Here is a 21,708-nt window from a genome sequence, read left to right as displayed (position 1 = left end):
GACTACCTGCCCGAGTTCGCCTCCGTCCTCGCGGAATTTCCCTCACTTGCGGGGATGGCCGACGCGATCGGCGCCCGCGCTGAGCCGGTGCCCATCCCGTGGGACTGTACTGACGGCCTGTTCGAGGCGTACTGGCGCCGGCCGGAAGCGTATCTGGAGGATCACGTGCGCCGTGCGATGTCGGTGTGGACGAGGGTCGGGCCGGACGCCGAGCAGCGGGCGGTGCGAAGCCTGCGCGACGACCTCGCCTCCGGCCGGTGGGCCGAGCGCAACAGCGACCTCACCGGCCTCGACGCGGCAGACCTCGGCCTCCGCCTGCTCATAGCGTGAATGGGCACCGGTTCGAACCGACCCGGGTTGTACGTGTTTCCGATCCTCGGTGCTGAGTAACTTCGTGGGCCCACGCCGGCGTGGTGTCCGAGGGCAGTGGACGGGCCGGGGAGAGATTGTGTGCCGGACGCCCCGCCCTCACAGGCACCGGCGGCAGGGACCGTTGGTGTAAACCATGTCGGCCGCGACGCTGTCACATGACCGACGAGCAACTCTCAGCTCAGGGGCCGACGTATTCGTACACGCCCCCGTGAGGGTGCCGCAGCACCGCTCGGTGGCCGTTGGGGGTGGGTTGCGCCGGCATCACCACAGTGGCACCAGCTGCGATCCCTTCCTCGACGGCAGCGGCCAGATCTGCGACCGCCAGAGTGGCACTCACTCCGGCGACCCTCTGCACTGCCTCGTCCGGACCGCAGAACAGAAGGAAGGGCCCGACATGCGCCAGATGCACACCGGCGAAGTCGAAGCGGCCGGCCGCCTGGCCGGTCAGCCGCTCGTAGAAAGGGATGGCCGCTTCCAGGTTGTCAACGCGCTGTCGTGCGATCACCGAGTTGATCTTCATTGGCATACTGGAGCACCTCGTCCGTCAGGGTCAGGGTCTGTGTTCAACACCGTCGTGCCTATCGCAGTCATCGTCCCGAGCCTGGCGTGGCCGGCGCCGTCCGGCGCCGGCCACGCCGACTCTGCGAACGGTCAGCCATCGCCGCGGCTCTGCCAGGCTGCGCGCTGGCGCAGCGAGATCCGGTTGCCGTCTGGATCCACTGCCTCGATGCGAACCCCGTAACCGTAGTCCTCCGGTTCGGGCTGGTCGAATGTCACACCGCGGTCACGAAGCAGCTTGAAGTCTGCGCGCAGGTCGTCCGATTCGAGGAAGACCGGACCGGGCGTGGTGCCCGGCTGCAGCTCGGCTGGCCTCCCCGAGGCCGCAGCGTGCGGCCAGAGGATGATTTCGAGCGGGCTGCCGGGGACGCCCACAGTGAGGAAGCGTCCGTCAGGACCCGGGTAGTCGACGCGCTTCTCCAAGCCGAGCTGTTCCGTGTAGAACCTCAGCGCGCGCTCCTGATCAGTGACATAGAGCGTCACGTACATGATGTTTGTCAGCATGGTGCTCCTTCAGCGGTTACCTGAGCCCGTCCGGGCACGTCATCACTCATGACGGAGCGGATTCAGGGAAGGTAACAACATGCTCGAGACCGGCTCAGCGGACCCGGTGGCCCAGGCGTTCGAGTCCCAGCGCGACCGGCTGCGTGCGGTCGCCCACCGCGTGCTCGGATCGCACGCCGACGCCGAAGACGTGGTCCAGGAAGCCTGGCTGCGGCTTTCCCGCCAGGACGCGACGGTCATCGAGAACCTTGCCGGCTGGCTCACCACCGTGGTCGGCCGGATCAGCCTCGACGTCCTGCGGTCACGCCAGGCCCGCCCCGAGGCATCCCTGGATGCCCGTCTGCCCGAACTCGTGGTGACGCTCGATGACGCTCCCGCCCCGGACGACGACGCGGTGCTCGCCGACTCGGTCGGGCTCGCGCTCCTCGTCGTCCTCGATTCGCTCCGGCCCAGCGAGCGGCTGGCGTTCGTACTGCACGACCTGTTCGCGGTGCCCTTCGACGAGATCGGCCACATCCTCGGCAAGTCTGCCGACGCCACCAAGATGCTCGCCAGCCGCGCCCGTAGAAAGGTCCAGGCAACCGAGCGGCCGACCGGCGCAGGCCGGAAACAGCGCCAGGTGGTCTCTGCTTTCCTGGCAGCAGCTCGCGGTGGCGACTTCGAAGGTCTGCTTCGCGTGCTCGACCCCGAGGTGCGGCTCACCGTTGACACCCCCGGCGGCGTGGTCGTCACCCTCGGCGCCACCAAGGTCGCCGCCGGCGCGCAGCTGGCGGCCAGCGCGGCCACCCTGGGCCGGGCAGCGTTCGTGGGCGGCCTTCCCGGAGTCATCTCCTGGCGCCAGGACGGCACCCCGCTCTCGGTCCTCGCGTTCACCGTCACCGACGGCCGGATCACCGCCATCACGGCCGTGGTCGACCCGGCCAAGCTCGCGCAGATGAACCTGCCGGACCCGGCGTGAGCAGCCCCGTCACGCTGCCGCCCGTGACGCTCGACCAGGACACCGTATCCGGCTTCGCACATGATCGGCCGGACAGCTCCCAGCCACTCTCCGGGGCCGGAGCTGAGTCGGCAGGACCCGGACCCGGGTGTCCGGTGCGGTCAGCTCGGTCCGCAGCTGCCTGTTCTCCACCGTCAGCTGATGGACCACCCTGACCAGCCCCCCGATGTCAGCCCTGAGTTAGGCCAGTTCCTCGCATCCTCGGCCCGCAATTCCTTGAGCTTGACGATCTGCTGCCGCATCCGCTTCTCGCTGCCCGGCATTAGCCCGCGGGAGCGGACCTGGTCGTAGAACTCCTTCTTCACATCCAGGTGGCGCTGAGTGAGCGCATTGCGTACAACCCCGTCTTCCTGCGAGAGCGTGACGGTGGTCAACGCGCCGTTGGACTGCTGCGGGGACCATCGAGCAGTGGCTCGACTTCACAAGAGAACTGCCCGGAGCGGCGCCGCCCGGCTGAGGCGCGCGTCCGGCCTGGCGACTGGTCCCGTATTTCGCGGGTCGCTGATTCGGCTGGAGACCGTGGTCGGGCAGTGTCCGGCACAGGGGGAGACGTCGCCCTGTGCGCGGTTGCGGGAGTTCGATGGGAACTGCACGATGCGACGATGAGTTTTCCCGGCCCGGCCGGTCTACGGGGTTCGTCAGGTGATCAGAAAGCGCGAAGCAAAGAGGAGCGATATGAGCCAATTGCTGCGGGTCCAGAACTTCACCGTCTCGAGCGACGGGTTCGGCGCGGGGGAGGGCCAGAGCCTCGAGAAGCCGTTCGGCCATGCCGATCCGGGGAGCTTGCTCGCCTGGGCCTTTGCTACCGACCACCCGCCCATCAGCCGCTCCGAACCCGGCAGCCGAGGTCTGGACGACTACTTCACGCGGGACTACGCCCGTAACATCGGCGCCGAGATCATGGGCCGCAACAAGTTCGGGCCGCAGCGCGGGCCCTGGCAGGACCACGAGTGGCAGGGATGGTGGGGTGACCAACCCCCGTTCCACACGCCGGTGTTCGTCATGACGCACCACAGGCGCCCGTCGTTCACGCTCTCCGACACCACGTTCCACTTCGTCGGCGGCGACCCGGCCGCGGTGCTCGCCCAGGCGAAGGAGGCAGCTCGGGGGCGGGACGTCCGGCTTGGCGGTGGGGCCGCGGTCATCCGGCAGTTCCTCGAGGCCGACCTCCTCGACACCTTGCATGTGGCGGTCGCGCCGACGAAGCTCGGCTCCGGGGCCCGGCTGTGGGAGTCCCCCGACGAGCTGCTCGACCGGTTCCACCAGGACGTCGTGCCCAGCCCGAGCGGCGTGACGCACCACCTGTTCTGGCGGAAGTGAGACCGGACCAGCCGACCGACACGGGCCACGTCGGCGGGTACGGCGTCGCCACCTGGGACGGCCTCAAGCACGATGTGCGCACCGTCCCGGTGCTGGTGCGGCTCGCCGGGCAGGCCGCTGGCTGCGACCGGCATCGCCTCGTCGCCCTCCAGCAGCCGCTGGTCGCCGCGTCAACCCCGAGCCTCGATGTCCTCCTCGTCTCCGCCGGCAGCCCCCGGCACTGGGCTGAAGCCCGGGACGTGGCCGGCCTACCGTTGGGGGCCAAGCGACTCGGGGAGATCACCGATGTGCACCAGACGCCCCGGGCCACGCCCTGCGGGCGTACGGCGCTACTTTCCGGACACGGCCTAGCGGCTGAGACCAGCCATAGCGAGCCCGCCCGGTGCTTGAGGACGCGTCCGCGGGGAGCCCCTGCCGCCGCGGTCGGCGAAGACGGCCGGCAGGCAAAGATCCGCCGGACAGGAACTAGTCGCCGGTCGTGCCGTCGAGCAGTTCCCGCAGGATGTCCAGGTGGCCGTTGTGGCGGGCCGTCTCCTCGGTGAGGTGGAGGAGGATCCAGCGCAGATCGACGTGGAGGCCGTCGCGGACGGCCCGCCGGGCCCGCTCGTCCAGGCCGTGCCCGGCGATCAACTCGCGGTGACGCGCGCTCTGTTCGGCGTACTCGTCGAGCAGCTGCGCGAGCGGGAAGTCGACGGCGATACGCATCTCGCGGTCGGGGTCCTCCTCGGTCCAGGGGGCCCGGTCCTCCTCCCCGAGGAAGACCACGTGAAGCCAGTAGTACTCGACCCAGCGGAGGTGGTTGATCACTCCGCTCAGGGTCATCAGCGGTGAACTCGGCAGGGGCGCCTTGCGCGCGTTCTCCGCGGAGACGCCCTCGCACTTGGCGCGGGCGGTGTCACGTGCGTAGTCGAGAAACGTGGTGAGCTGGGTGCGCTCGTCCCACGCGGGCGGGGTGTCGTCGATTGTGGTCATCGCGCGAAGCGTCCCCGATCACCACGACCGGTGTCGAGGCATTTATCAACGTACGCGATCCGCCCCCGGCCGGCGTCGCGTTGAGCGTGTCGCGGCGGCGAATCGGCGAGGGTGGGCCGCCCGGAGTGATCCGCCGGACCGGCCCACCGCCGGAGAGGCCTACACGGCGGGCGCGGCAGCGTATCCGTACCGCGCGGACGCCCCCAACTCCTCCTCGATGCGGATGAGTTGGTTGTACTTGGCCGTGCGGTCCGACCGGGACAGGGACCCGGTCTTGATCTGCCCGCATCCCGTGGCGACGGCCAGATCCGCGATGGTGGTGTCCTCCGTCTCGCCGGAACGGTGCGAGATGACCGCCGCCCATCCGGCCCGCCGCGCGGCGCCCACCGTGCCGAGCGCCTCGGTGAGCGTCCCGATCTGGTTGACCTTGACCAGGACCGCGTTCCCCACCCCCGTACGGATGCCTTCCCGTACCAGTGCCTCGCTGGTGCAGAACACGTCGTCCCCGGTCAGCTGGCACCTGTCCCCGACCCGCGCGGTCAGCTCACGCCACCCGTCGAGGTCGTCCTCGGCCATCGGGTCCTCCACCGAGACGATCGGGTAGGCGTCGATCAACCGGGCGAAGTAGTCGACCTGTTCGGCGGACGTGCGCCGGACGCCCTCACCCGCGTACGCGTACACGCCGTCCCGGTAGAACTCCGACGACGCGGGGTCCATGACCAGGCCGATGTCCGCGCCGGGCCGGTACCCCGTCCGCTCGATCGCGGCCATGACGAAGTCGAGTGCCTCCTCGGCGGTGCGCAGGGCGGGGGCGAAGCCGCCCTCGTCGCCGACGCCCGTGGAGTGCCCGGCGGCCAGCAGGTCGCGGCGCAGGGTGTGGAAGACCTCGCTGCCCATCCGGACGGCTTCGGCGAAGGTGTCCGCACCCACCGGCGCGATCATGAACTCCTGGAAGTCCAGCGGATTGTCGGCGTGAGCGCCGCCGTTGACGATGTTCATCATCGGCACCGGAAGCACGCGGGCGTCGGCGCCGCCGAGGTAGCGGTACAGCGGCTGCCGGTGCGAGGCGGCGGCGGCCTTCGCGGTGGCGAGGGAGACCCCGAGCAGGGCGTTGGCGCCGAGCCGCGCCTTGGTGGGAGTGCCGTCGAGCGCGATCAGCGCGGCGTCGAGGCCGGCCTGGTCGTCGGCGTCGCGCCCGGTGACGGCGGCCGCGATCTCGCCTTTCACATGGGCCACGGCCCGGTCGACGCCCTTGCCGTGCCAGCGCCGGGGTTCGCCGTCGCGCAGTTCGACCGCTTCGCGGGCGCCGGTGGAGGCGCCGGAGGGGACGGCGGCGCGGCCCAGGGATCCGTCGGCGAGGACGACGTCGACCTCGACGGTGGGGTTGCCGCGACTGTCGAGGACGGCGCGGGCGGTGACGTCGCGAACGGCGGTGGGTTCGGTGGTGTGTGCGGGCATGGGAGTTCCTTCCCGTTGTCGCCTCCCGGGCCGCGGCTGCGACGACGCTGGCGCTCGGCCGGGTGCGAAGAAACTGTACAGCACAGCTGCACAGTTCCGCTGTTCAGTTCAGCTGATCAGTTTGGCTGTTCAGTCTGCTGCACAACGGCGTTTCCGGGGTAAAGTGCCCTATGCCCAACCCGGAAGCCGCCCACGTCGCCGCCGAACTGCGCATCGCGATGGGCAAGCTCACCCGGCGCGTGAAGCGCGAGGACCGGATCCCGCACGGGCAGGTGGCCGTGCTCGGCGTGCTGGACCGCGACGGCGCCATGACGACCAGCGATCTCGCGACCGATCAGCGCGTACGCCCGCAGTCGATGGCCCGCGCGGTCGGCCTCCTCCTCGAACAGGGCCTGGTCACCCGCCGGGCCCACCCCACGGACGGCCGCAAGTCCCTGGTCGAACTGTCGGACGCCGGCCGGGTCGCACTGGAAGCGGAACGCGGCCGCCGGGCCGGGTGGTTGGCCCTGGCCATCGAGACCGAACTCACCGATGAAGAGCGGGAGTTGCTCGCGCGCAGCGCGGCCCTGATGGAACGGTTGGCGGCGCGCCAGGGCCTGTACGAGTGATCGCGAACGCGACCGGATGAGACGCGTGGCCTTTGGCCCGGCCACCTCGGCCCGTCCGGCGCCGCGCCTTTCCGCCGTCGGCTGACCGGGACGGAGCGCCGGAGGGTCCAGGAAATGGTTTGCCGACCCGGTGCCTGTGTGTCACCGTTCGGCCTGGACCGGCAGTTGATTATCCGCAGCCGGTCGATGCCGACATGCCGGCGGCCTCTCGGGGATCCACCGGAGAGATGACGAAACGATGGGAACCGGTGCCGTGGGGAACAGTTACGAGGACGAGTGCCGCCGCTCGCTGGCCGAGGAGCAGGCGAAGAGCCTTGCCCAGACCAACAACTGGGAACATGTGGACAGGGAGCGGGTCCACCAGGACTGGGACATCCTGTTTCGGGAGATCACGCCTTTCCTGGACGGCGGCTCCCTGCCCGGGGACCAGCAGATCCAGGAACTCGTCCGCAGGCACTTCGACATCGTCTGCCGGTTCTACACCCCCTCCCGGGAGGCATACGTCGGCATGTCGCTCTTCTACGCCGAGGACGAGGCCATGAGGGCGTTCCACGATTCCTACCACCCCGGGCTGGTGGAGTTCCTGGGCGCCGCGATCAAGGTGTTCGCCGAGCGGGGGAGCGGGTTCGCCCCCAGCGCGGGGGCCGGGGCTCCGGCGTAGCCGGGCGACGCGGGCCAGGGCATCGGCCGGCTCGACGCCGAGGCCCGTGCCGGGGCCCGCACCGGCAGGTACCGGCTCGAAGTATGGGCGATTGCCCCCACTCTGGTAATGGCCTACTCGTCGAGGCAGTCCGCGAGGAATCGGGCGCCTCGGCCGAGCACCTCCAGGTAGGCGACGCCGGGCGAGGTATCGCTGTGGAGCAGATCGGCCCGGACCTGGTCGATGAGGGCCTGCCAGCGGTCCCACGCCAGGGTGCCCCGGTTCAGCTCGTCGGCACGCGCTTGCACGTGGATGAGCATCAGCCCCAGTTGCTCGCGCAGCGTTCCGGTCAGCTCCTCGATCTCCGCGCGTGGCGCCCGTGCCGGGCGCTCCTGTAGCGCGCGGCGGATCGTGGCACGGATGGTGACGAGATCGAGGGGCGGGATCTCGCCGGTCAGCATGGTCGTGAGTCGAAAGGGCTGCCGGTCGCGGTGGGGGTTCATCCGTGAGTCCTCTTCGGAGTCGTTGCGAGAGCCGGGCACCGTGGCGCCCGCGTACGACCAGATAACCGAGCTTCGCGGCAGGTCAGTAGGGCAAATGCCCCCCGGGCAGCCTGCAGAGCACCGGGCGAAATTGCCCGCGCTTTACACGGCCGCTGTTACTGCCCCGGAGTATCCCTCTACGGTGAGTGCATGCCAGCGAACGTCCGGTTGGCGGCTCGGATGCAGGCGCGCGGGATGTCTCACGCCGAGCTGGCCGAACAGATCAACGATGTTGTGGAAGGCCTGACGAGCCGACGCGGGAACGTCTCGGATCGAACCGTCCGCCGCTATCTGAGCGGGGAAACCCGCTGGCCGCAGGGCCGCCAAAGGGTGGCCCTGGAGGCGGTGTTCGAGACCACGGCGGTGGAGTTGGGGTTTACGCCCCCGGCGAGTAAGACCCCGGGCGGATCAACTCTTGCGCCATGCACGCAGGACCCGCAGATGAAGCCAGTGCGCCGCCGCACCTTCGTCATGGTGACCACCGGGGCTGTTCTGTCCACCAGTCCGCTGACGGGCGCTGCCCGCTCGACAGTCGGGACGGCCGACGTGCGACGGTTACGCGGTGAGCTGGCTGCTCTGTGGCTTCTGGACGATCGGGAGGGCGGCGGGCCCGTGCTCGAACACCGCGCCTTGGCCCTCAGCCAAAGAGTAATGAGCCTCCAGCAGGGCGGCAGTGCGACTCAGCGCGTGCGCGGTCGCCTGTACGGTTTGGCGGCCGCGTCTACTGCGACCGCGATGTGGGCGGCTGTGGTCGCCCGGCATCTCGATCGCGCGCAACAGCACATGCAATCGGCTGTCGTCTTGGCCGGACTCTCTGGTGACGGCCAGGTTCAACACGAGGTGTGGCGGTACGTCACGGCACTCACCAGGCAACGCGGCCGTTGGACCGACGCTTGCTCCGCAGCCGAGGCCGCCATGGCCACCCCCGTCCACCGTAGTGATCCGCTGTATGCCTCGCTCGGCCACGCCCGGCTGGCCCTGTGCGCCGCCGATACGAGAGATCACGCTCGTGCGCGCCGTGCACTGGGTCGAGCCGCCAGCGCTTTCGAGCGCGCTGACCCGACCCGGTTCCGGCCCGCTTCCATGGCCTTCTTCACGCGGGCGGAGCTGGACGGCGTGACGGGCATTGCCTTGCTCGGCTTGGGTGATCTGGCTCCCGCCGAGTACCACCTGCACCGTTGTCTCACGGGCCTGCGCCCTGAGCAGCACCGCAATCGCGCCCTCTACAACATTCACCTGGCCTTGGCTCAACTCAGGCAAGGCGACCTGCCCCAGGCGTGCGCTACGGCCGCCAAGGTGAACTGCCCGAGCGGCATGACCGGTACTGGGGTTGTCCCTCACCTACTCAAAACGTTCACCACCGCACTGCACGCCAGAGCGCCGGGCGCGAAGGTCACCCGGGACTGGGTCGAGCATGTACGGCGCAGTTGAGCTGTTGAGGGAGGCCCGGCCGTGGTCCCACGGAAACCTGAACCCCACTCCAACACCAAGGAGACGATCGTCATGGGACGCAAGCACGACCAGCAGCAGGAACCGGACGACGACGACCGCGCCTGGAACCCCGACGACGACTTCGGCCGCCCCAGCGACCCCACCGACCCCTCCATCGACGACGGCGACGCTCCCCACCGCCGATGACCACCACCCGCGACTACGCGACGCTGCGCCGCGACTGCGCCGAGGCCCTCGCGGCGGAGCGTCAATTCGGTGCCCCCTGGGTCCGGGACGCCTTCGAAGCGGTCCCCAGGGAGGTGTTCGCACCTGCCCGGGTATGGATCTCCGCCCGAGGCGAGGACGGTGCGTACCCGTTCATCAGCCGGGCCACGGATCCGGACGGCTGGGCGCGCGCGGTCTATGCCCACGACCGCGCGCTGATCACACAGCTCAATGACGACGACACACCCGGCGGGGCCGCGACAGGGCGCCTGTCCTCGTCTCTGTCCTCACCTCGGGTCGTCATGCGCCAGCTCTCCCACCTCGATCCGCGGCCCGGCCGGCGGGGGCTGCACATCGGCACCGGAAGCGGCTACGACTCGGCTCTGCTCGCCGAGCGCGTCGGCGCCCGCAACGTCGTCACGGTCGAGGTGGACCACCGGCTCGCCGCCGGTGCCCGACGCGCTCTCGACACGGCCGGGTACCACGAGGTGCGGACGGTCGTCGGCGACGGCGAAACCGGCTGGCCCGACGGCGCCCCGTACGCCTGGGTCCTCAGCACCGCCTCGGCCATGCGCGTGCCGTGGGCCTGGATCGAGCAGACGTCCCCCGGTGGCGTGGTCGTCACCCCCTACCGGGGGCTCGCCTTGGTGCGTCTGGTCGTCGCCGACGACGGCGAGTCGGCGTCCGGGGCGATCGCCGACGCCATGGCGTTCATGCCCCTGCGCGGACAACGCGAACGTGATGTGGCGGACGTCCGCCCGGCCATCGACGCCACGATGCCCCGCGCCGAGCGAGTCCGCACCACCACGGACCTGTCGGTTCTCGAGACCGCGTCCGGAGCCGAGTTGCTCTTCCACGTCCTCGTGCCCGGAGCGCACATCCGGTTCGGCGAGACCTGGTGGTTCCAGAGCCGTGACGGCTCCTCCTGGGCCGCGTGGAAGCCGGACGGGCGCGGCCGGCAATGGGGGCCGCGCCGCCTCCTCGACGAAGCGGAGGCCGCGGTGACCGCGTGGCGCGAGGCCGACGAGCCGGATCTGACCGACCTGGGCCTGACCGTCCGGGCCGCCGAGGAACGCCTGTGGGCCGGGCACCGTGACGGCTCCTCGTGGCTTGTCCCGCGCCCCGCGTAGCCGTGGGTCGTGCTATCGCCCGCACCGTCCCGGGACCGGCCCGGCCCGCCATGGGGAAAACCGATCGCTCCCGCCACGGCGGTTCGCGTTAACTGGGCCGTATGTATGAGCTACGTACCGATCGCCTCATGCTTCGCCGGTGGCGGGAAGCCGACCTCGCCCCCTGGGCGGAGATGAACGCCGATCCCGAGGTGCGGGAGCACCTGGGGGCTCCGCTCACGCGGCAGCAGGCCGATGCCTCCGTCGCGGCCTTCCGGGCCGATTTCGCGGCGCGGGGCTACGGGTGGTGGGCCGTCGAGGTGATCGAGACCGGGGAGTTCATCGGGTTCGCGGGCCTGGACGACGTGGAGGACGGCCTGCCCTTCACGGGCGTGGAGATCGGCTGGCGGCTCGCCCGTTCGGCCTGGGGGCACGGCTATGCCACCGAGGCCGGCCGGGCCGTGCTGGTCTTCGGTTTCGAGACCCTCGGGCTCTCAGAGATCCTCGCGCTGACGACCGCCACCAACGTCCGTTCCCAGGCGGTGATGACCCGGATCGGCATGACCCGGGACCCCGCCGGGGACTTCGACGACCCGGACTTCCCCGAAGGGCCGCTGCGCGCGAACGTCCTCTACCGCGCAGCGAGCCCGTCCGGCGATTGAGGACGCGCCCGCAGGGCGCCCGCCGCCGCAGGCGGCACGGACGGCCGTCAGCCGAAGGTCCGCCGGCCAGGCGAGAGGCCCGCCGCCGCAGGCGGCAAGGCAGGCCGTCAGTCGAAGGTCCGCCGGCCAGGCGAGAGGCCCCCCACGCGCTGGCGTACCGTTCTCCAGTGACCGGCTCCACGCAGCGTTCCCTGCTCTTCCTCGACGTCGACGGCCCCCTCATCCCGTTCGGCGTCTCATCCCACCCGTATCCGACCTACGCGATCGCTTCGCAACCGCTCGACAGCGACGCGAATCCGCTGCTGGCCAGGGTCAACCCCGAGCACGGGCCCCGGCTGGCGGCCCTCCCGTGCGAGGTGGTCTGGGCGACGACGTGGATGGACGACGCGAACGAGTGCGTCGCTCCCCGCATCGGTCTGCCGCGGCTGGCGGTGGTGGCCTGGCCGGAGCCGTCCGACACCGACGACCAGGACGAGCGGAACGGGCTGCACTGGAAGACCCGTGCCCTCGTCGCATGGGCTGCGGGGCGCCCGTTCGTCTGGGTCGACGACGAGATCACCGACACCGATCGGGCCTGGGTCGCCGCCCACCACCCGGGGGACGCCCTGCTCCACCGCGTCGACCCTCGTCAGGGCCTGACCGAGGGCGACTACACGGCTCTCGACTCATGGCTGCGGCAGCTCGTCTGATCAGGCCGCCGGGAGGGCCCCGGCCGCGTCACGCCCCGGCGTTCTACTCCGTCGGCCGCCGCAGCCGCGCCACGAACTTGTAGCGGTCCCCCCGGTACACCGACCTGACCCATTCCACCGGCGCGCCCTGGGCGTCCAGCGAGTGCCGGGAGAGCATCAGCATCGGCAGGCCCACGTCCGTCCCGAGCAGACCCGCCTCGCGCGGGGTGGCCAGGGACGTCTCGATGGTCTCCTCCGCCTCGGCGAGGCGGACGTCGTAGACCTCGGCCAGAGCCGTGTAGAGGGAGGTGTACTTCACCAGGCTCCGGCGCAGCGCCGGGAAGCGCTTCGCCGACAGATGCGTCGTCTCGATCGCCATCGGCTCACCGCTGGCCAGCCGCAGCCGCTCGATGCGCAGGACGCGGCCGCCCGCCGCGATGTCGAGCAGGGCGGCGAGCCGGTCGTCGGCGGTCACGTAACCGACGTCGAGGAGCTGCGAGGTGGGCTCCAGGCCCTGGGCGCGCATGTCCTCCGTGTAGGAGGTCAGTTGCAGCGCCTGGGAGACCTTGGGCTTCGCGACGAACGTGCCCTTGCCCTGGATGCGCTCCAACCGGCCCTCGACGACCAGCTCCTGGAGCGCCTGGCGCACCGTCGTGCGCGAGGTGTCGAACTCCGCCGCCAGCGTCCGCTCCGGGGGTACCGGCGTGCCGGGAGGCATGGTTTCGGTCATTTCCAGCAAATGCCGTTTAAGGCGGTAGTACTTGGGAACGCGCGCCGTCCGCCCGCTCCCCGCGGCGTTGCCGCTCTCCGCCGTACCGCCCTCGGTCACCATGGTGCGCCTTCCCGACTCCGATCCTGCTGCCGTCACCGGCTCCTCCGTAAATCGCGGTCACATCGTGGCACGGGCAGAGCCCGAGGAGCCCGGAGACGCCCAGGTCGACCTCGAGGTGTCGGTCCGGTAACGGAGCCGACAGCGACTCTTATACACCCTTGACACCCCAAAAGGTCTAGGCCAAGCTGCGGGCACTGGTCTAAACCATTAAAGACCACATTCGGTCCTTGAGGAGAGTGCTGTGAAGCGTGGGCTCATAGCGGCGACGGGTGTCGCGGCCATGTTGGTGAGTGTTGCGGCCTGTGGGTCCAGCGACGGTGACAAGGACTCGGGCGGTTCCCAGGGCAAGAGCCTGACCGTCTGGTTCATGGATGGCTCGAATCCGCCTGCGTGGACGAAGTCGGTCCAGGCCGAGTTCGAACAGAAGACCGGCGCCAAGCTCAACGTCAAGATCCAGAAGTGGGACGGCATCCAGCAGAAGCTGACCACGGCCCTCTCCGAGTCCAGCCCCCCGGACGTCGTGGAGATCGGCAACACCCAGACCCCCTCCTACGCACAGACCGGCGGTCTGCAGGACCTCGCCGATCTCAAGAAGGAGATCGGCGCGGACTGGACCGATTCCCTCAACAAGCCGTCCGTCTTCGAGGGCAAGCAGTACGCGGCACCCTGGTACGCCGCCAGCCGTGTCGTGATCTACAACAAGAAGATCTGGGCCGACGCGGGCATCAAGGACGTACCCAAGACGCGCGCCGACTTCTTCAAGGCCCTGGAGGCCATCCAGAAGAAGGGCGACGCCGAACCGCTCTACCTGCCCGGCCAGAACTGGTACTTCTTCGACGGCCTCACCATCGGTACGGGTGCGGACCTGGTGAAGAAGGACGGCAAGAAGTACGTCTCCAACCTCGCCGACCCCAAGGTCGCCAAGGCCATGGAGATCTACAAGCAGTACCAGGCCTTCAGCAAGGCCCCCAAGGACAAGGACGAGGCCACTCCGCAGCAGGCCGACGTCTTCGCCAAGGGCAAGACCGGCGCGTTCATCGGAATGGGCTGGGAGGCCGCCACCGCCGTCAAGGCGAATCCGGCCATCGAGAAGGAGATCGGCTACTTCACCATCCCCGGTGAGAAGGCCGACAAGCCCGAGGGCGTCTTCCTCGGCGGCTCCAACCTCGCGATCGCCACGGGCAGCAAGAAGCAGGAACTCGCCAAGGAATTCCTCAAGATCGCGCTGTCCGACAAGAACGAGGGCGCGCTGGCCAAGGAGGTCGGCTCGATCCCCAACAAGGAATCCCTGCTCTCGAACGTGAAGGGCAACGCGGCCGCCGAGGCCGCCGCCCCCGCGGCCAAGGGCGGCGGCACCACCCCGCTGATCCCCGAGTGGGCCCAGGTGGAGAACGCGCCGAACCCGATCAAGGCCTATATGACGGCCGTCCTGAACGGAAAGTCGCCGGAGGACGCCGCGAAGCAGGTCGAGGCCGACATGAACAAGCGCCTCAGCCAGAAGCAGTGACCTGACCGGACCTGGTCCGGCCGGATCCGGTCCGACCGGGCCCGGGCCGACCCGACCGGTCCGTGCGATGACGGGGGCCGCGGCGCCGACGCCGCGCCCCCGTACCGCCGCGCACCCGGCCACCCCCGCGCATTCACCCGAGAGCGCGCACCCACGCAATACCGCACCACCGCACCTAGGTAAGACCGTTCGACAGGGGAGAAGGCGGACGACGATGTCAGCGCAGATCACAGAGGCGGCGGCCGAGCCCGCGCCCCGGATCGGCAAGGGCGGCGCCCCGCCGCCCCGCCGCGGCCGGGAGCGGGCCGCGAAGAGCGTGCCGTACCTCCTGATCCTCCCCGCCGCCGCCCTCACGGTGCTGCTGCTCGGGTGGACCCTGGTGAAGAACGGCATGCTGTCGTTCCAGAACCTCAACCCGCGCCAGCTCATCCAGCACGTCACCGAGTGGAACGGCGTCGAGAACTACCAGGAGGCGCTCGGCAACGCCGAGTTCTGGCGGGTCACCGGCCGCTCGGTCGTCTTCACCGGCGCCAACGTCGTCCTGATCATGACGCTGGGCTGTCTGACCGGGCTGCTGCTCGCCCGGCTGGGCTCCAAGCTGCGGCTGCTGCTCCTGCTCGGCCTCGTCCTCGCCTGGGCGATGCCCGTCGTCGCCGCCACCACCGTCTTCCAGTGGCTCTTCGACCAGCGCTTCGGCGTCGTCAACCACGTCCTGGACGCACTGGGCTGGCACGCCATGGCCGACTTCAACTGGACCAGCGGCCAGTTCTCCACCTTCTTCGTCATCACCGTGCTGATCGTCTGGCAGTCCATACCCTTCGTGGCGATCAACCTCTACGCGGCGACGACCACCATCCCCAAGGAGCTGTACGAGGCGGCCTCGCTCGACGGCGCCGGCCCCTGGAAGCGGTTCACCTCGGTGACCTTCCCCTTCCTCAAGCCGTTCTTCCTCGCCACGACGTTCCTCGAAGTCATCTGGGTCTTCAAGACCTTCACCCAGGTCTTCGCGATGAACGAGGGCGGCCCCGACCGGCTGACCGAGACGCTGCCCGTCTACGCCTTCGTCGAAGGCATGGGCAACCAGCACTTCGGGATGGGCGCCGCGATCTCCATCCTGACCGTCGTGATCCTGCTGGGCCTCACCGCGTACTACCTGCGCCTGGTCCTGAAGCAAGAGGAGGAGGAAGCGTGAGGCGTTCCGACCTCGACCGCCGGACGGGCACGGGCTCGCTGCTCGGCCGCGTCTGGCCGGGGGCGACGGCCGTCGTCCTCTTCATCGGCTTCGTGTTCCCCGTCTACTGGATGTTCGCGACGGCCTTCAAGGCCAACAAGGACATCGTCGCCGACACCCCGGTCTGGTTCCCGACCAGCCCCACGTTCGAACACTTCGAGACGGCCGTGCACGCCGACGGCTTCTGGACCTTCGTCGGCAACTCCCTCGCCGTCACCCTGATCGCCGTCGGACTGTCGCTGGTGATCGCGCTGCTCGCGTCGTTCGCCGTCGCCCGGATGCGCTTCAAGGGCCGCAAGAGCTTCATCCTGGTGATGATGATGGCCCAGATGGCCCCCTGGGAGGTCATGGTCATCGCCTACTACATGATCGTGCGCGACGCGGAGATGCTGAACAGCCTCGTACCGCTCACCGCCATCTACACGGTCATGGTGCTGCCCTTCACCGTCCTGACGCTGCGCGGCTACGTCGCCGCCGTGCCCAAGGAGCTGGAGGAGTCCGCGATGGTCGACGGGTGCACCCGCGCCCAGGCCTTCGTGCGCATCATCTTCCCGCTGCTGGCACCCGGTCTGATGGCCACCTCCCTGTTCGGCTTCATCACCGTCTGGAACGAGTTCCCGATGGTCCTGATCCTCAACAAGGACGCGGGAGCGCAGACGCTGCCCGTCTGGCTCACCGGCTTCCGCACCACCTTCGGCGACGACTGGGGCGCCACGATGGCCGCCTCCTCGCTCTTCGCCGTCCCCATCCTGATCCTCTTCGTCATCCTCCAGCGCAAGGCGGTCGGCGGCCTCACGTCCGGCGCAGTGAAGGGCTAGCACTACTTCCATGGACACGCTCACCCGTGACGCCCTCACGGTCCTGCAGCCCGGCTTCACCGGCACCACCGCCCCCGACTGGCTGCTGCGCCGCCTCGGCGAAGGGCTCGCCTCCGTCGGCCTCTTCGGCCGCAACATCGCCTCGCCCGAGCAGCTCGCCGCACTCACCGCGCGCCTGCGCGCCGAGCGGGCGGACGTGCTCGTCGCCATCGACGAGGAGGGCGGCGACGTCACCCGCCTGGAGGTCCGCACCGGTTCCTCCTTCCCCGGCAACCTCGCGCTCGGCACCGTCGACGACACGGGCCTGACCCGGGCCGTCGCCCACGAGCTGGGCCGCCGGCTCGCCGCCTGCGGGGTCAACCTCAACTGGGCGCCCTCCGCGGACGTCAACTCCGACCCGGACAACCCCGTCATCGGCGTACGGTCCTTCGGCGCCGACCCCGCCCTGGTCGCCCGGCACACCGCCGCCTACATCGAGGGCATGCAGGCGGCCGGGGTCGCCGCCTGCGCCAAACACTTCCCCGGCCACGGCGACACCGCCGTCGACTCCCACCACGACCTGCCCCGCATCAACGCGGACCTCACCACGCTGTACGCCCGCGAACTGGTGCCCTTCCGGGCGGCGGTCGCCGCCGGCACCAAGGCCGTGATGAGCGCGCACATCCTGCTGCCCGCGCTCGACGCCGCCCTGCCCGCCACGCTCAGCCCGGCCGCCCTGCACGGCCTGCTGCGGGGACCGGTCACCGAGGGCGGTCTCGGCTTCGACGGGCTCATCGTCACCGACGGCATGGAGATGCGGGCCATCTCCGGTACGTACGGCATCGAACGCGGCAGCGTCATGGCCGTCACGGCCGGCGCCGACGCGATCTGCGTCGGCGGCGGACTGGCCGACGAGGACACCGTGCTGCGGCTGCGCGACGCGCTGGTGGCTGCCGTCCGTTCCGGTGAACTGCCCGAGGAGCGGCTCGCCGACGCCGCCGCTCGGGTGCGCGCCCTGGCGCGCTGGACCTCGGGGGCGGGTGCGGAGCAGGAGGGGACCGGACCCGCCCCCGGGGTGGGACTGACCGCGGCCCGCCGTGCCCTGCGCGTGACCTCGTCCGAGGGGGCCGAGGGGTACGCCCCGCTCGCCGGGCCGGTGTACGTCGCGGCGTTCACCCCGCTGGCGAACTTCGCCGTCGGCGACGAGACCCCCTGGGGGATCGGCGCCGAACTCACCCGGTTGCTTCCGGGCACCCGGACGGGCACGTACGGGCGGGACACGGCCGGCACCGAGGAGGTACTGCGGGCCGCGGGTGACCGCAGGATCGTCGCCGTGGTGCGGGACGCGCACCGGCACCCGTGGATGGCCGAGGCCCTGACCGGCCTGGTCGCCGCGCGGCCGGAGACGATCGTGGTGGAGATGGGCCTGAACCAGGCACCGCCGGTGGGCGCGCTCCACGTCGCGACGCACGGAGCCGCACGGGTGTGCGGTCTGGCGGCCGCGGAGGTCATCGCGGGAATTTAGGACTCTGCTTACGCCGAACGCCGGACGGGCTGCGAAAGCAGCCCGTCCGGCGTTTGAGGACCGGGGTCCGGGGCGGAGCCCCGTTTACAGCCCCTGCCAGACCGGCTTGTTCGCGTAGGTGTGGCGGAAGTAGTCGGCCAGCTTCAGCTTGGACGCGGCCGCCTCGTCGACGACGACCGTGGCGTGCGGGTGCAGCTGGAGCGCCGACGCGGGCACCAGTGCGGAGACCGGGCCCTCGACCGTCTGGGCCACGGCGTCCGCCTTGCCCTCGCCCGTGGCGAGCAGCACCAGGTGGCGGGCCTCCAGGATGGTGCCGATGCCCTGGGTGATGACGTGGTGCGGCACCTGGTCGATGTCGCCATCGAAGAAGCGCGCGTTGTCGACGCGGGTCTGCTCCGTCAGCGTCTTGATCCGGGTGCGGGAGGCCAGCGAGGAGCACGGCTCGTTGAAGCCGATGTGCCCGTCGGTGCCGATGCCGAGCAGCTGGAGATCCACACCGCCGGCCTCCGGCAGCGCGCGGTCGTACGCCTCGCAGGCCGCCTGGACGTCCTCGGCGGTGCCGTCGGGACCCATGAACGACGCCTCGGTCAGCCCGAGCGGCTCCACGACCTGGCGCAGCACGACCGACCGGTAGGACTCGGGGTGGTCGGCGGGCAGCCCGACGTACTCGTCGAGCTGGCAGATCCGGGCCCGCGAGGCGTCCACGGCCCCGGCACGGACCTTGGCGGCCAGCGCCTCGTAGATGGGCAGCGGGGTCGAGCCGGTGGCCACGCCGAGCAGAGCGTCGGGCTTGCGGCTCAGCAGCGAGGCCATGGCCTCCGCGATGAGTTCGCCGCCTGCCTTGGCGTTCTGGACGATGACAACTTCCACGCTGGGCCTGCCGATCTGGAGAATGGGCTGGTGGTATAGACCAATCTAGCGGGTTCGCCGTGCGGCGGCCAGTCCGGCGGTTCGGGGGGCCGCCCCTCGCCGCTGCGCGGCGGTGTCCTCAAACGCCGGACGGGCTGGTTTTGGCTGATGCTGGTCACGCCATTTGCCCGGGATGGCGGCTGAGCCCAGCCATTTCAAGCCCGTCCGGCGATTGAGGACGCGCCCGCAGGGCGCTCGCCGCCGCAGGCGGCCAAGACGGCCCGCAGCCGAAGATCCGCCGGCAAGGCGAGAGGCGCTCGCCGCCGCAGGCGGCCAAGACGGCCCGCAGCCGAAGATCCGCCGGACACGGCTACCCGGCAGCCGGCCGGCGCAGCACGCCGACCGTCAGCAGTCCCCCGGCCAGAAACGCGCCGGAAGCCAATGCGGCGCAAACGTGGAGGCCACCCGTGAGACCGCCGGAGGCCACCGTGCCGAAGAGGCCCACCCCCACCGCACTGCCCACCTGGCGGGAGACGTTGAAGACCGCCGAGGCCACCCCCGCACCGTCCGCCGGGGCCGACTCGATGATCGCGGCCATGGAGGCCAGGGCCGTCATGGTCTGGCCGAGGCCCGTGGCGATCAGGGCGAACAGCAGCACCGGATAGGCCGTGCCGGGCCCGGCGAGCAGCCAGCCGAGGAAGCCGCCGGCGCCGAGGAAGAGCCCGAGGGTCATGGGGACGTACGGCCCGGTGCGGGCGGCGATGCGGCTGAAGACGGGGGCCGCGATCAGGCCCATGCAGACCGAGGGCAGCAACGCCAGGCCGGTGGTCAGCGCGTCGTAGCCGAGTTCCTGCCGGAAGTAGAGGGTGGAGAGGAACAGCATGCCGTAGTAGCCGAGGCTGATCAGCAGGCCGATCACGGCGGTGGCAGAGAAGGCGCCGGTGCGGAACAGAGACAGGCGCAGCAGCGGGGCCCGGCCGTTCGGCCGGGTCCGCGCCGATGCCTCCAGACGGCGTTCGACCGCGAGGAACAGGGCCAGGGCCGCCAAGCCCACGGCGAAGAGCCCGAGGACCAGGGGAGAGGCCCACCCCTTCGCACCGGCCTCGTTGATGGCGCCTGCCAGGGCGATCAGCCCCACCACGCCGAGGACCTGGCCCGCCGGGTCCATCCGGTGGGTCGCGGGCGCGCCGGTCGCGGCGGGCAGGTGACGCACGGTCAGGACGACCGCGAGCGCGCCCACGGGCAGGTTCAGCCAGAACACCGCCCGCCAGTCCAGCCCGGCGATCAGAAGACCGCCGACCACGGGACCGGCACCGAAGGCGATCGAGGCGACGGCCCCCCACACGGCGATCGCCCGGGCACGCACGGCCCGGTCGGGGTAGGTGGCCTGGAGCAGGGCCAGCGAGGCCGGGACGAGGAAGGCGGCTCCGGCGCCCTGCGCCAGCCGGCCGCCCACCAGGACGGCCGTGGTGCCGGCGAGACCGCAGACGAGCGAGGCGACGGTGAAGACGGTGAGCCCGGTGAGGAACATCCGGCGGTGGCCGAGCCGGTCGGCGAGACCGCCGCCGAGCAGCAGCAGTCCGGCGAAGAGGGTGCTGTAACCGTCGACGATCCACTGCACGGCGGACGGACCGGCGTGCAGGGAACCCCGGATGTCCGGCACCGCCACGGTCACGACGGTGACGTCCAGCATCACCAGGAAGTAGCCGAGGCTCAGTGCGATCAAAGGGGCGAGGGCCGGGCGCGCGGGCGCCGCGTCGGAATCGGCGAGGGCCTGTCCGGCGGATCTTCGTGGATCGGCGAGCGGCTTGGGGGCGCCTCCCGGCGGTAGCGGGTGGAGCGTGTGAGCGGAAGGCGGGGGATCGCCCTCGTACCGGGCGTACTCGGGCGACTCCCGCCACGCGGCGAGCGCGGGTGCCGGGCGTCGGGAGCGCGCGAAGATCCGCCGGACAGGTCCCGGGCGCCGCCGATCGGCTGTGGAGTTGACGGTCATGGGCCCAGTCTCGGGTCCGGACACTTCGCCGGTCGGCGAAGTGTCGTCGGCATACGGTGAGGTCATGAGCGACGAGACCACCCCGCCGGCCGGGCGGCGCGCCGAGCGGACCGCCGGCCGGCTGAACCGTCAGCCGGACATCGCCCGTACCGCCGCCCTGATCGCGGACCCCTCCCGGGCGCGGATCCTCAAGGCCCTCTGCGACGGGCGCGCGCTGCCCGCCGGCGCGCTGGCCGCCGAGGCCGGCGTCGGCGCCCCGACGGTCAGCGCCCACCTGGCCAGACTCGTGGCGGGCGGTCTGATCACCGCCGTCCGCGAGGGCCGGCACCGCTACTACCGGCTGGCGGGACCCGAGATCGCCACCGCACTGGAGGCGCTCGCCCTCATCGCCCCGCCACAGCCGGTGACCTCGCTGCGCGAGAGCGGCGTCGCCAACGCGCTGTACCGCTCCCGGACCTGCTACGACCATCTCGCGGGCCGGCTCGGCGTCGCCCTGCTGCGGTCCCTGCTCGACCGTGAGGTGATCACCGGGCACGACGGCACCCACCGCCCCGAGGCGGCGGTACGCGACCGGCCCTCGGCGTACGGGCGCGACATCGACTACCGGCTGACCGACACCGGGCGCGGCGACCTCGTCGCCTTCGGCGTCGACCCCGACCGGCTGCCCAAGCGGCGGCCGGCCATCCGCTACTGCGTGGACTGGAGCGAGCACCGGCACCATCTCGCGGGCGCGCTCGGCGCGGCGATCACCGCCCGCCTGTTCGCCCTGGGCTGGCTGCGGTATGGCGTGAGCCCGCGTGTGGTGCATCCGACGGATGCGGGTGCCGAGGGGTTGCGGCGGACGTTCGGCGTGGTGGTGGAGGGCTAGGGTCGGGCGCGTCCTCAATCACCGGACGGGCTGGAATGAG

The 21,708-nt window shown here is 70.7% G+C and carries 23 protein-coding genes and 1 pseudogene; 15 read left to right on the top strand and 9 right to left on the bottom strand.

Annotation, left to right across the window (positions count from 1 at the left end; all coding sequences use genetic code 11):
- Nucleotides 1-330: pseudogene (locus ACZ6MA_RS17765) on the top strand (MerR family transcriptional regulator); the annotation flags it as partial.
- Between the two features lie 220 nt (nucleotides 331-550).
- Here ACZ6MA_RS17765 and ACZ6MA_RS17760 read toward each other — a convergent pair.
- Nucleotides 551-892 carry a VOC family protein gene (locus tag ACZ6MA_RS17760; protein ID WP_469434691.1) on the bottom strand — a complete coding sequence of 114 codons (342 nt, stop codon included), beginning with the start codon at nucleotides 890-892 and terminating at the stop codon, nucleotides 551-553.
- Nucleotides 893-1,023: 131 nt separating this feature from the next.
- On the bottom strand, nucleotides 1,024-1,434 hold the full coding sequence (locus tag ACZ6MA_RS17755; RefSeq protein WP_469434689.1) for a VOC family protein: 411 nt from the start codon (nucleotides 1,432-1,434) through the stop codon (nucleotides 1,024-1,026).
- Nucleotides 1,435-1,513: 79 nt separating this feature from the next.
- On the opposite strand from ACZ6MA_RS17755, the gene ACZ6MA_RS17750 reads away from it, so the two are divergent.
- Complete coding sequence (locus ACZ6MA_RS17750; RefSeq protein ID WP_469434688.1) at nucleotides 1,514-2,392, top strand: sigma-70 family RNA polymerase sigma factor; 879 nt, start codon at nucleotides 1,514-1,516, stop codon at nucleotides 2,390-2,392.
- A gap of 173 nt (nucleotides 2,393-2,565) precedes the next feature.
- Here the strand turns inward: ACZ6MA_RS17750 and ACZ6MA_RS17745 are convergent, their stop codons facing one another.
- Nucleotides 2,566-2,805: a hypothetical protein gene (locus ACZ6MA_RS17745; RefSeq protein WP_469434687.1), complete on the bottom strand. Its 240-nt coding sequence runs from the start codon at nucleotides 2,803-2,805 to the stop codon at nucleotides 2,566-2,568.
- 301 nt (nucleotides 2,806-3,106) lie between these two features.
- Here ACZ6MA_RS17745 and ACZ6MA_RS17740 point away from each other — a divergent pair, with 301 nt between their 5' ends.
- Nucleotides 3,107-3,751 carry a dihydrofolate reductase family protein gene (locus ACZ6MA_RS17740; protein ID WP_469434686.1) on the top strand — a complete coding sequence of 215 codons (645 nt, stop codon included), beginning with the start codon at nucleotides 3,107-3,109 and terminating at the stop codon, nucleotides 3,749-3,751.
- Between the two features lie 465 nt (nucleotides 3,752-4,216).
- Here ACZ6MA_RS17740 and ACZ6MA_RS17735 read toward each other — a convergent pair whose 3' ends face one another.
- Together ACZ6MA_RS17735 and eno are read right to left on the bottom strand one after the other, a co-directional pair.
- The gene (locus ACZ6MA_RS17735; RefSeq protein ID WP_469434684.1) at nucleotides 4,217-4,723 is read right to left on the bottom strand and encodes a DinB family protein; all 507 of its coding nucleotides are present in this window, start codon (nucleotides 4,721-4,723) and stop codon (nucleotides 4,217-4,219) included.
- Between the two features lie 159 nt (nucleotides 4,724-4,882).
- Nucleotides 4,883-6,181 carry a phosphopyruvate hydratase gene (eno, locus tag ACZ6MA_RS17730; protein ID WP_469434683.1) on the bottom strand — a complete coding sequence of 433 codons (1,299 nt, stop codon included), beginning with the start codon at nucleotides 6,179-6,181 and terminating at the stop codon, nucleotides 4,883-4,885.
- Nucleotides 6,182-6,351: 170 nt separating this feature from the next.
- On the opposite strand from eno, the gene ACZ6MA_RS17725 reads away from it, so the two are divergent.
- Together ACZ6MA_RS17725 and ACZ6MA_RS17720 are read left to right on the top strand one after the other, a co-directional pair.
- Nucleotides 6,352-6,789 (top strand): MarR family winged helix-turn-helix transcriptional regulator, encoded by a 438-nt coding sequence (locus ACZ6MA_RS17725; protein WP_469434682.1) that lies wholly within the window; start codon nucleotides 6,352-6,354, stop codon nucleotides 6,787-6,789.
- A gap of 253 nt (nucleotides 6,790-7,042) precedes the next feature.
- Entirely contained in the window at nucleotides 7,043-7,450 is a 408-nt protein-coding gene (locus ACZ6MA_RS17720; protein ID WP_469434680.1) for a TipAS antibiotic-recognition domain-containing protein, read from the top strand.
- Between the two features lie 113 nt (nucleotides 7,451-7,563).
- Here ACZ6MA_RS17720 and ACZ6MA_RS17715 read toward each other — a convergent pair whose 3' ends face one another.
- Nucleotides 7,564-7,932: a DUF6415 family natural product biosynthesis protein gene (locus tag ACZ6MA_RS17715; RefSeq protein WP_469434679.1), complete on the bottom strand. Its 369-nt coding sequence runs from the start codon at nucleotides 7,930-7,932 to the stop codon at nucleotides 7,564-7,566.
- Between the two features lie 189 nt (nucleotides 7,933-8,121).
- Here ACZ6MA_RS17715 and ACZ6MA_RS17710 point away from each other — a divergent pair, with 189 nt between their 5' ends.
- The 5 genes from ACZ6MA_RS17710 to ACZ6MA_RS17690 all read left to right on the top strand — a co-directional run bounded on the left by ACZ6MA_RS17710 (nucleotide 8,122) and on the right by ACZ6MA_RS17690 (nucleotide 12,087).
- The gene (locus tag ACZ6MA_RS17710; protein WP_469434678.1) at nucleotides 8,122-9,402 is read left to right on the top strand and encodes a helix-turn-helix domain-containing protein; all 1,281 of its coding nucleotides are present in this window, start codon (nucleotides 8,122-8,124) and stop codon (nucleotides 9,400-9,402) included.
- Between the two features lie 72 nt (nucleotides 9,403-9,474).
- Nucleotides 9,475-9,609 carry a hypothetical protein gene (locus ACZ6MA_RS17705; RefSeq protein ID WP_469434677.1) on the top strand — a complete coding sequence of 45 codons (135 nt, stop codon included), beginning with the start codon at nucleotides 9,475-9,477 and terminating at the stop codon, nucleotides 9,607-9,609.
- Nucleotides 9,606-10,757 (top strand): methyltransferase domain-containing protein, encoded by a 1,152-nt coding sequence (locus tag ACZ6MA_RS17700; RefSeq protein WP_469434676.1) that lies wholly within the window; start codon nucleotides 9,606-9,608, stop codon nucleotides 10,755-10,757. Before ACZ6MA_RS17705 ends, ACZ6MA_RS17700 begins: the two co-directional genes overlap by 4 nt.
- Before the next feature lie 101 nt (nucleotides 10,758-10,858).
- The gene (locus ACZ6MA_RS17695) at nucleotides 10,859-11,398 is read left to right on the top strand and encodes a GNAT family N-acetyltransferase (RefSeq protein WP_469434674.1); all 540 of its coding nucleotides are present in this window, start codon (nucleotides 10,859-10,861) and stop codon (nucleotides 11,396-11,398) included.
- A 167-nt stretch (nucleotides 11,399-11,565) separates the two neighbouring features.
- Nucleotides 11,566-12,087, top strand: coding sequence for an HAD domain-containing protein (locus ACZ6MA_RS17690; RefSeq protein ID WP_469434672.1), 522 nt, complete (start codon nucleotides 11,566-11,568; stop codon nucleotides 12,085-12,087).
- 43 nt (nucleotides 12,088-12,130) lie between these two features.
- On the opposite strand, the gene ACZ6MA_RS17685 is transcribed toward ACZ6MA_RS17690, so the two are convergent.
- On the bottom strand, nucleotides 12,131-12,898 hold the full coding sequence (locus tag ACZ6MA_RS17685) for a GntR family transcriptional regulator (RefSeq protein ID WP_469434714.1): 768 nt from the start codon (nucleotides 12,896-12,898) through the stop codon (nucleotides 12,131-12,133).
- Nucleotides 12,899-13,139: 241 nt separating this feature from the next.
- Here ACZ6MA_RS17685 and ACZ6MA_RS17680 point away from each other — a divergent pair, with 241 nt between their 5' ends.
- The 4 genes from ACZ6MA_RS17680 (at nucleotide 13,140) to ACZ6MA_RS17665 (ending at nucleotide 17,958) form a co-directional block, all read left to right on the top strand.
- Complete coding sequence (locus ACZ6MA_RS17680; RefSeq protein ID WP_469434671.1) at nucleotides 13,140-14,405, top strand: extracellular solute-binding protein; 1,266 nt, start codon at nucleotides 13,140-13,142, stop codon at nucleotides 14,403-14,405.
- A gap of 214 nt (nucleotides 14,406-14,619) precedes the next feature.
- Complete coding sequence (locus ACZ6MA_RS17675; RefSeq protein ID WP_469434669.1) at nucleotides 14,620-15,597, top strand: carbohydrate ABC transporter permease; 978 nt, start codon at nucleotides 14,620-14,622, stop codon at nucleotides 15,595-15,597.
- Nucleotides 15,594-16,454 carry a carbohydrate ABC transporter permease gene (locus ACZ6MA_RS17670; RefSeq protein ID WP_469434668.1) on the top strand — a complete coding sequence of 287 codons (861 nt, stop codon included), beginning with the start codon at nucleotides 15,594-15,596 and terminating at the stop codon, nucleotides 16,452-16,454. The genes ACZ6MA_RS17675 and ACZ6MA_RS17670 overlap by 4 nt, the downstream gene beginning before the upstream one ends.
- A gap of 10 nt (nucleotides 16,455-16,464) precedes the next feature.
- Nucleotides 16,465-17,958: a glycoside hydrolase family 3 protein gene (locus ACZ6MA_RS17665; protein ID WP_469434666.1), complete on the top strand. Its 1,494-nt coding sequence runs from the start codon at nucleotides 16,465-16,467 to the stop codon at nucleotides 17,956-17,958.
- A gap of 84 nt (nucleotides 17,959-18,042) precedes the next feature.
- On the opposite strand, the gene nagB is transcribed toward ACZ6MA_RS17665, so the two are convergent.
- Nucleotides 18,043-18,828, bottom strand: a complete 786-nt coding sequence (gene nagB, locus ACZ6MA_RS17660; RefSeq protein WP_469434665.1) for a glucosamine-6-phosphate deaminase — start codon at nucleotides 18,826-18,828, stop codon at nucleotides 18,043-18,045.
- A gap of 349 nt (nucleotides 18,829-19,177) precedes the next feature.
- Nucleotides 19,178-20,800, bottom strand: a complete 1,623-nt coding sequence (locus tag ACZ6MA_RS17655) for an MFS transporter (protein WP_469434664.1) — start codon at nucleotides 20,798-20,800, stop codon at nucleotides 19,178-19,180.
- 64 nt (nucleotides 20,801-20,864) lie between these two features.
- Between ACZ6MA_RS17655 and ACZ6MA_RS17650 the strand changes: the two genes are divergently transcribed.
- Nucleotides 20,865-21,668, top strand: coding sequence for an ArsR/SmtB family transcription factor (locus ACZ6MA_RS17650; protein WP_469434662.1), 804 nt, complete (start codon nucleotides 20,865-20,867; stop codon nucleotides 21,666-21,668).
- Nucleotides 21,669-21,708: the final 40 nt, after the last annotated feature.

This window comes from Streptomyces sp. NPDC042259, from assembly GCF_055582085.1.
This window is presented reverse-complemented; position numbering and strand designations above follow the sequence as displayed.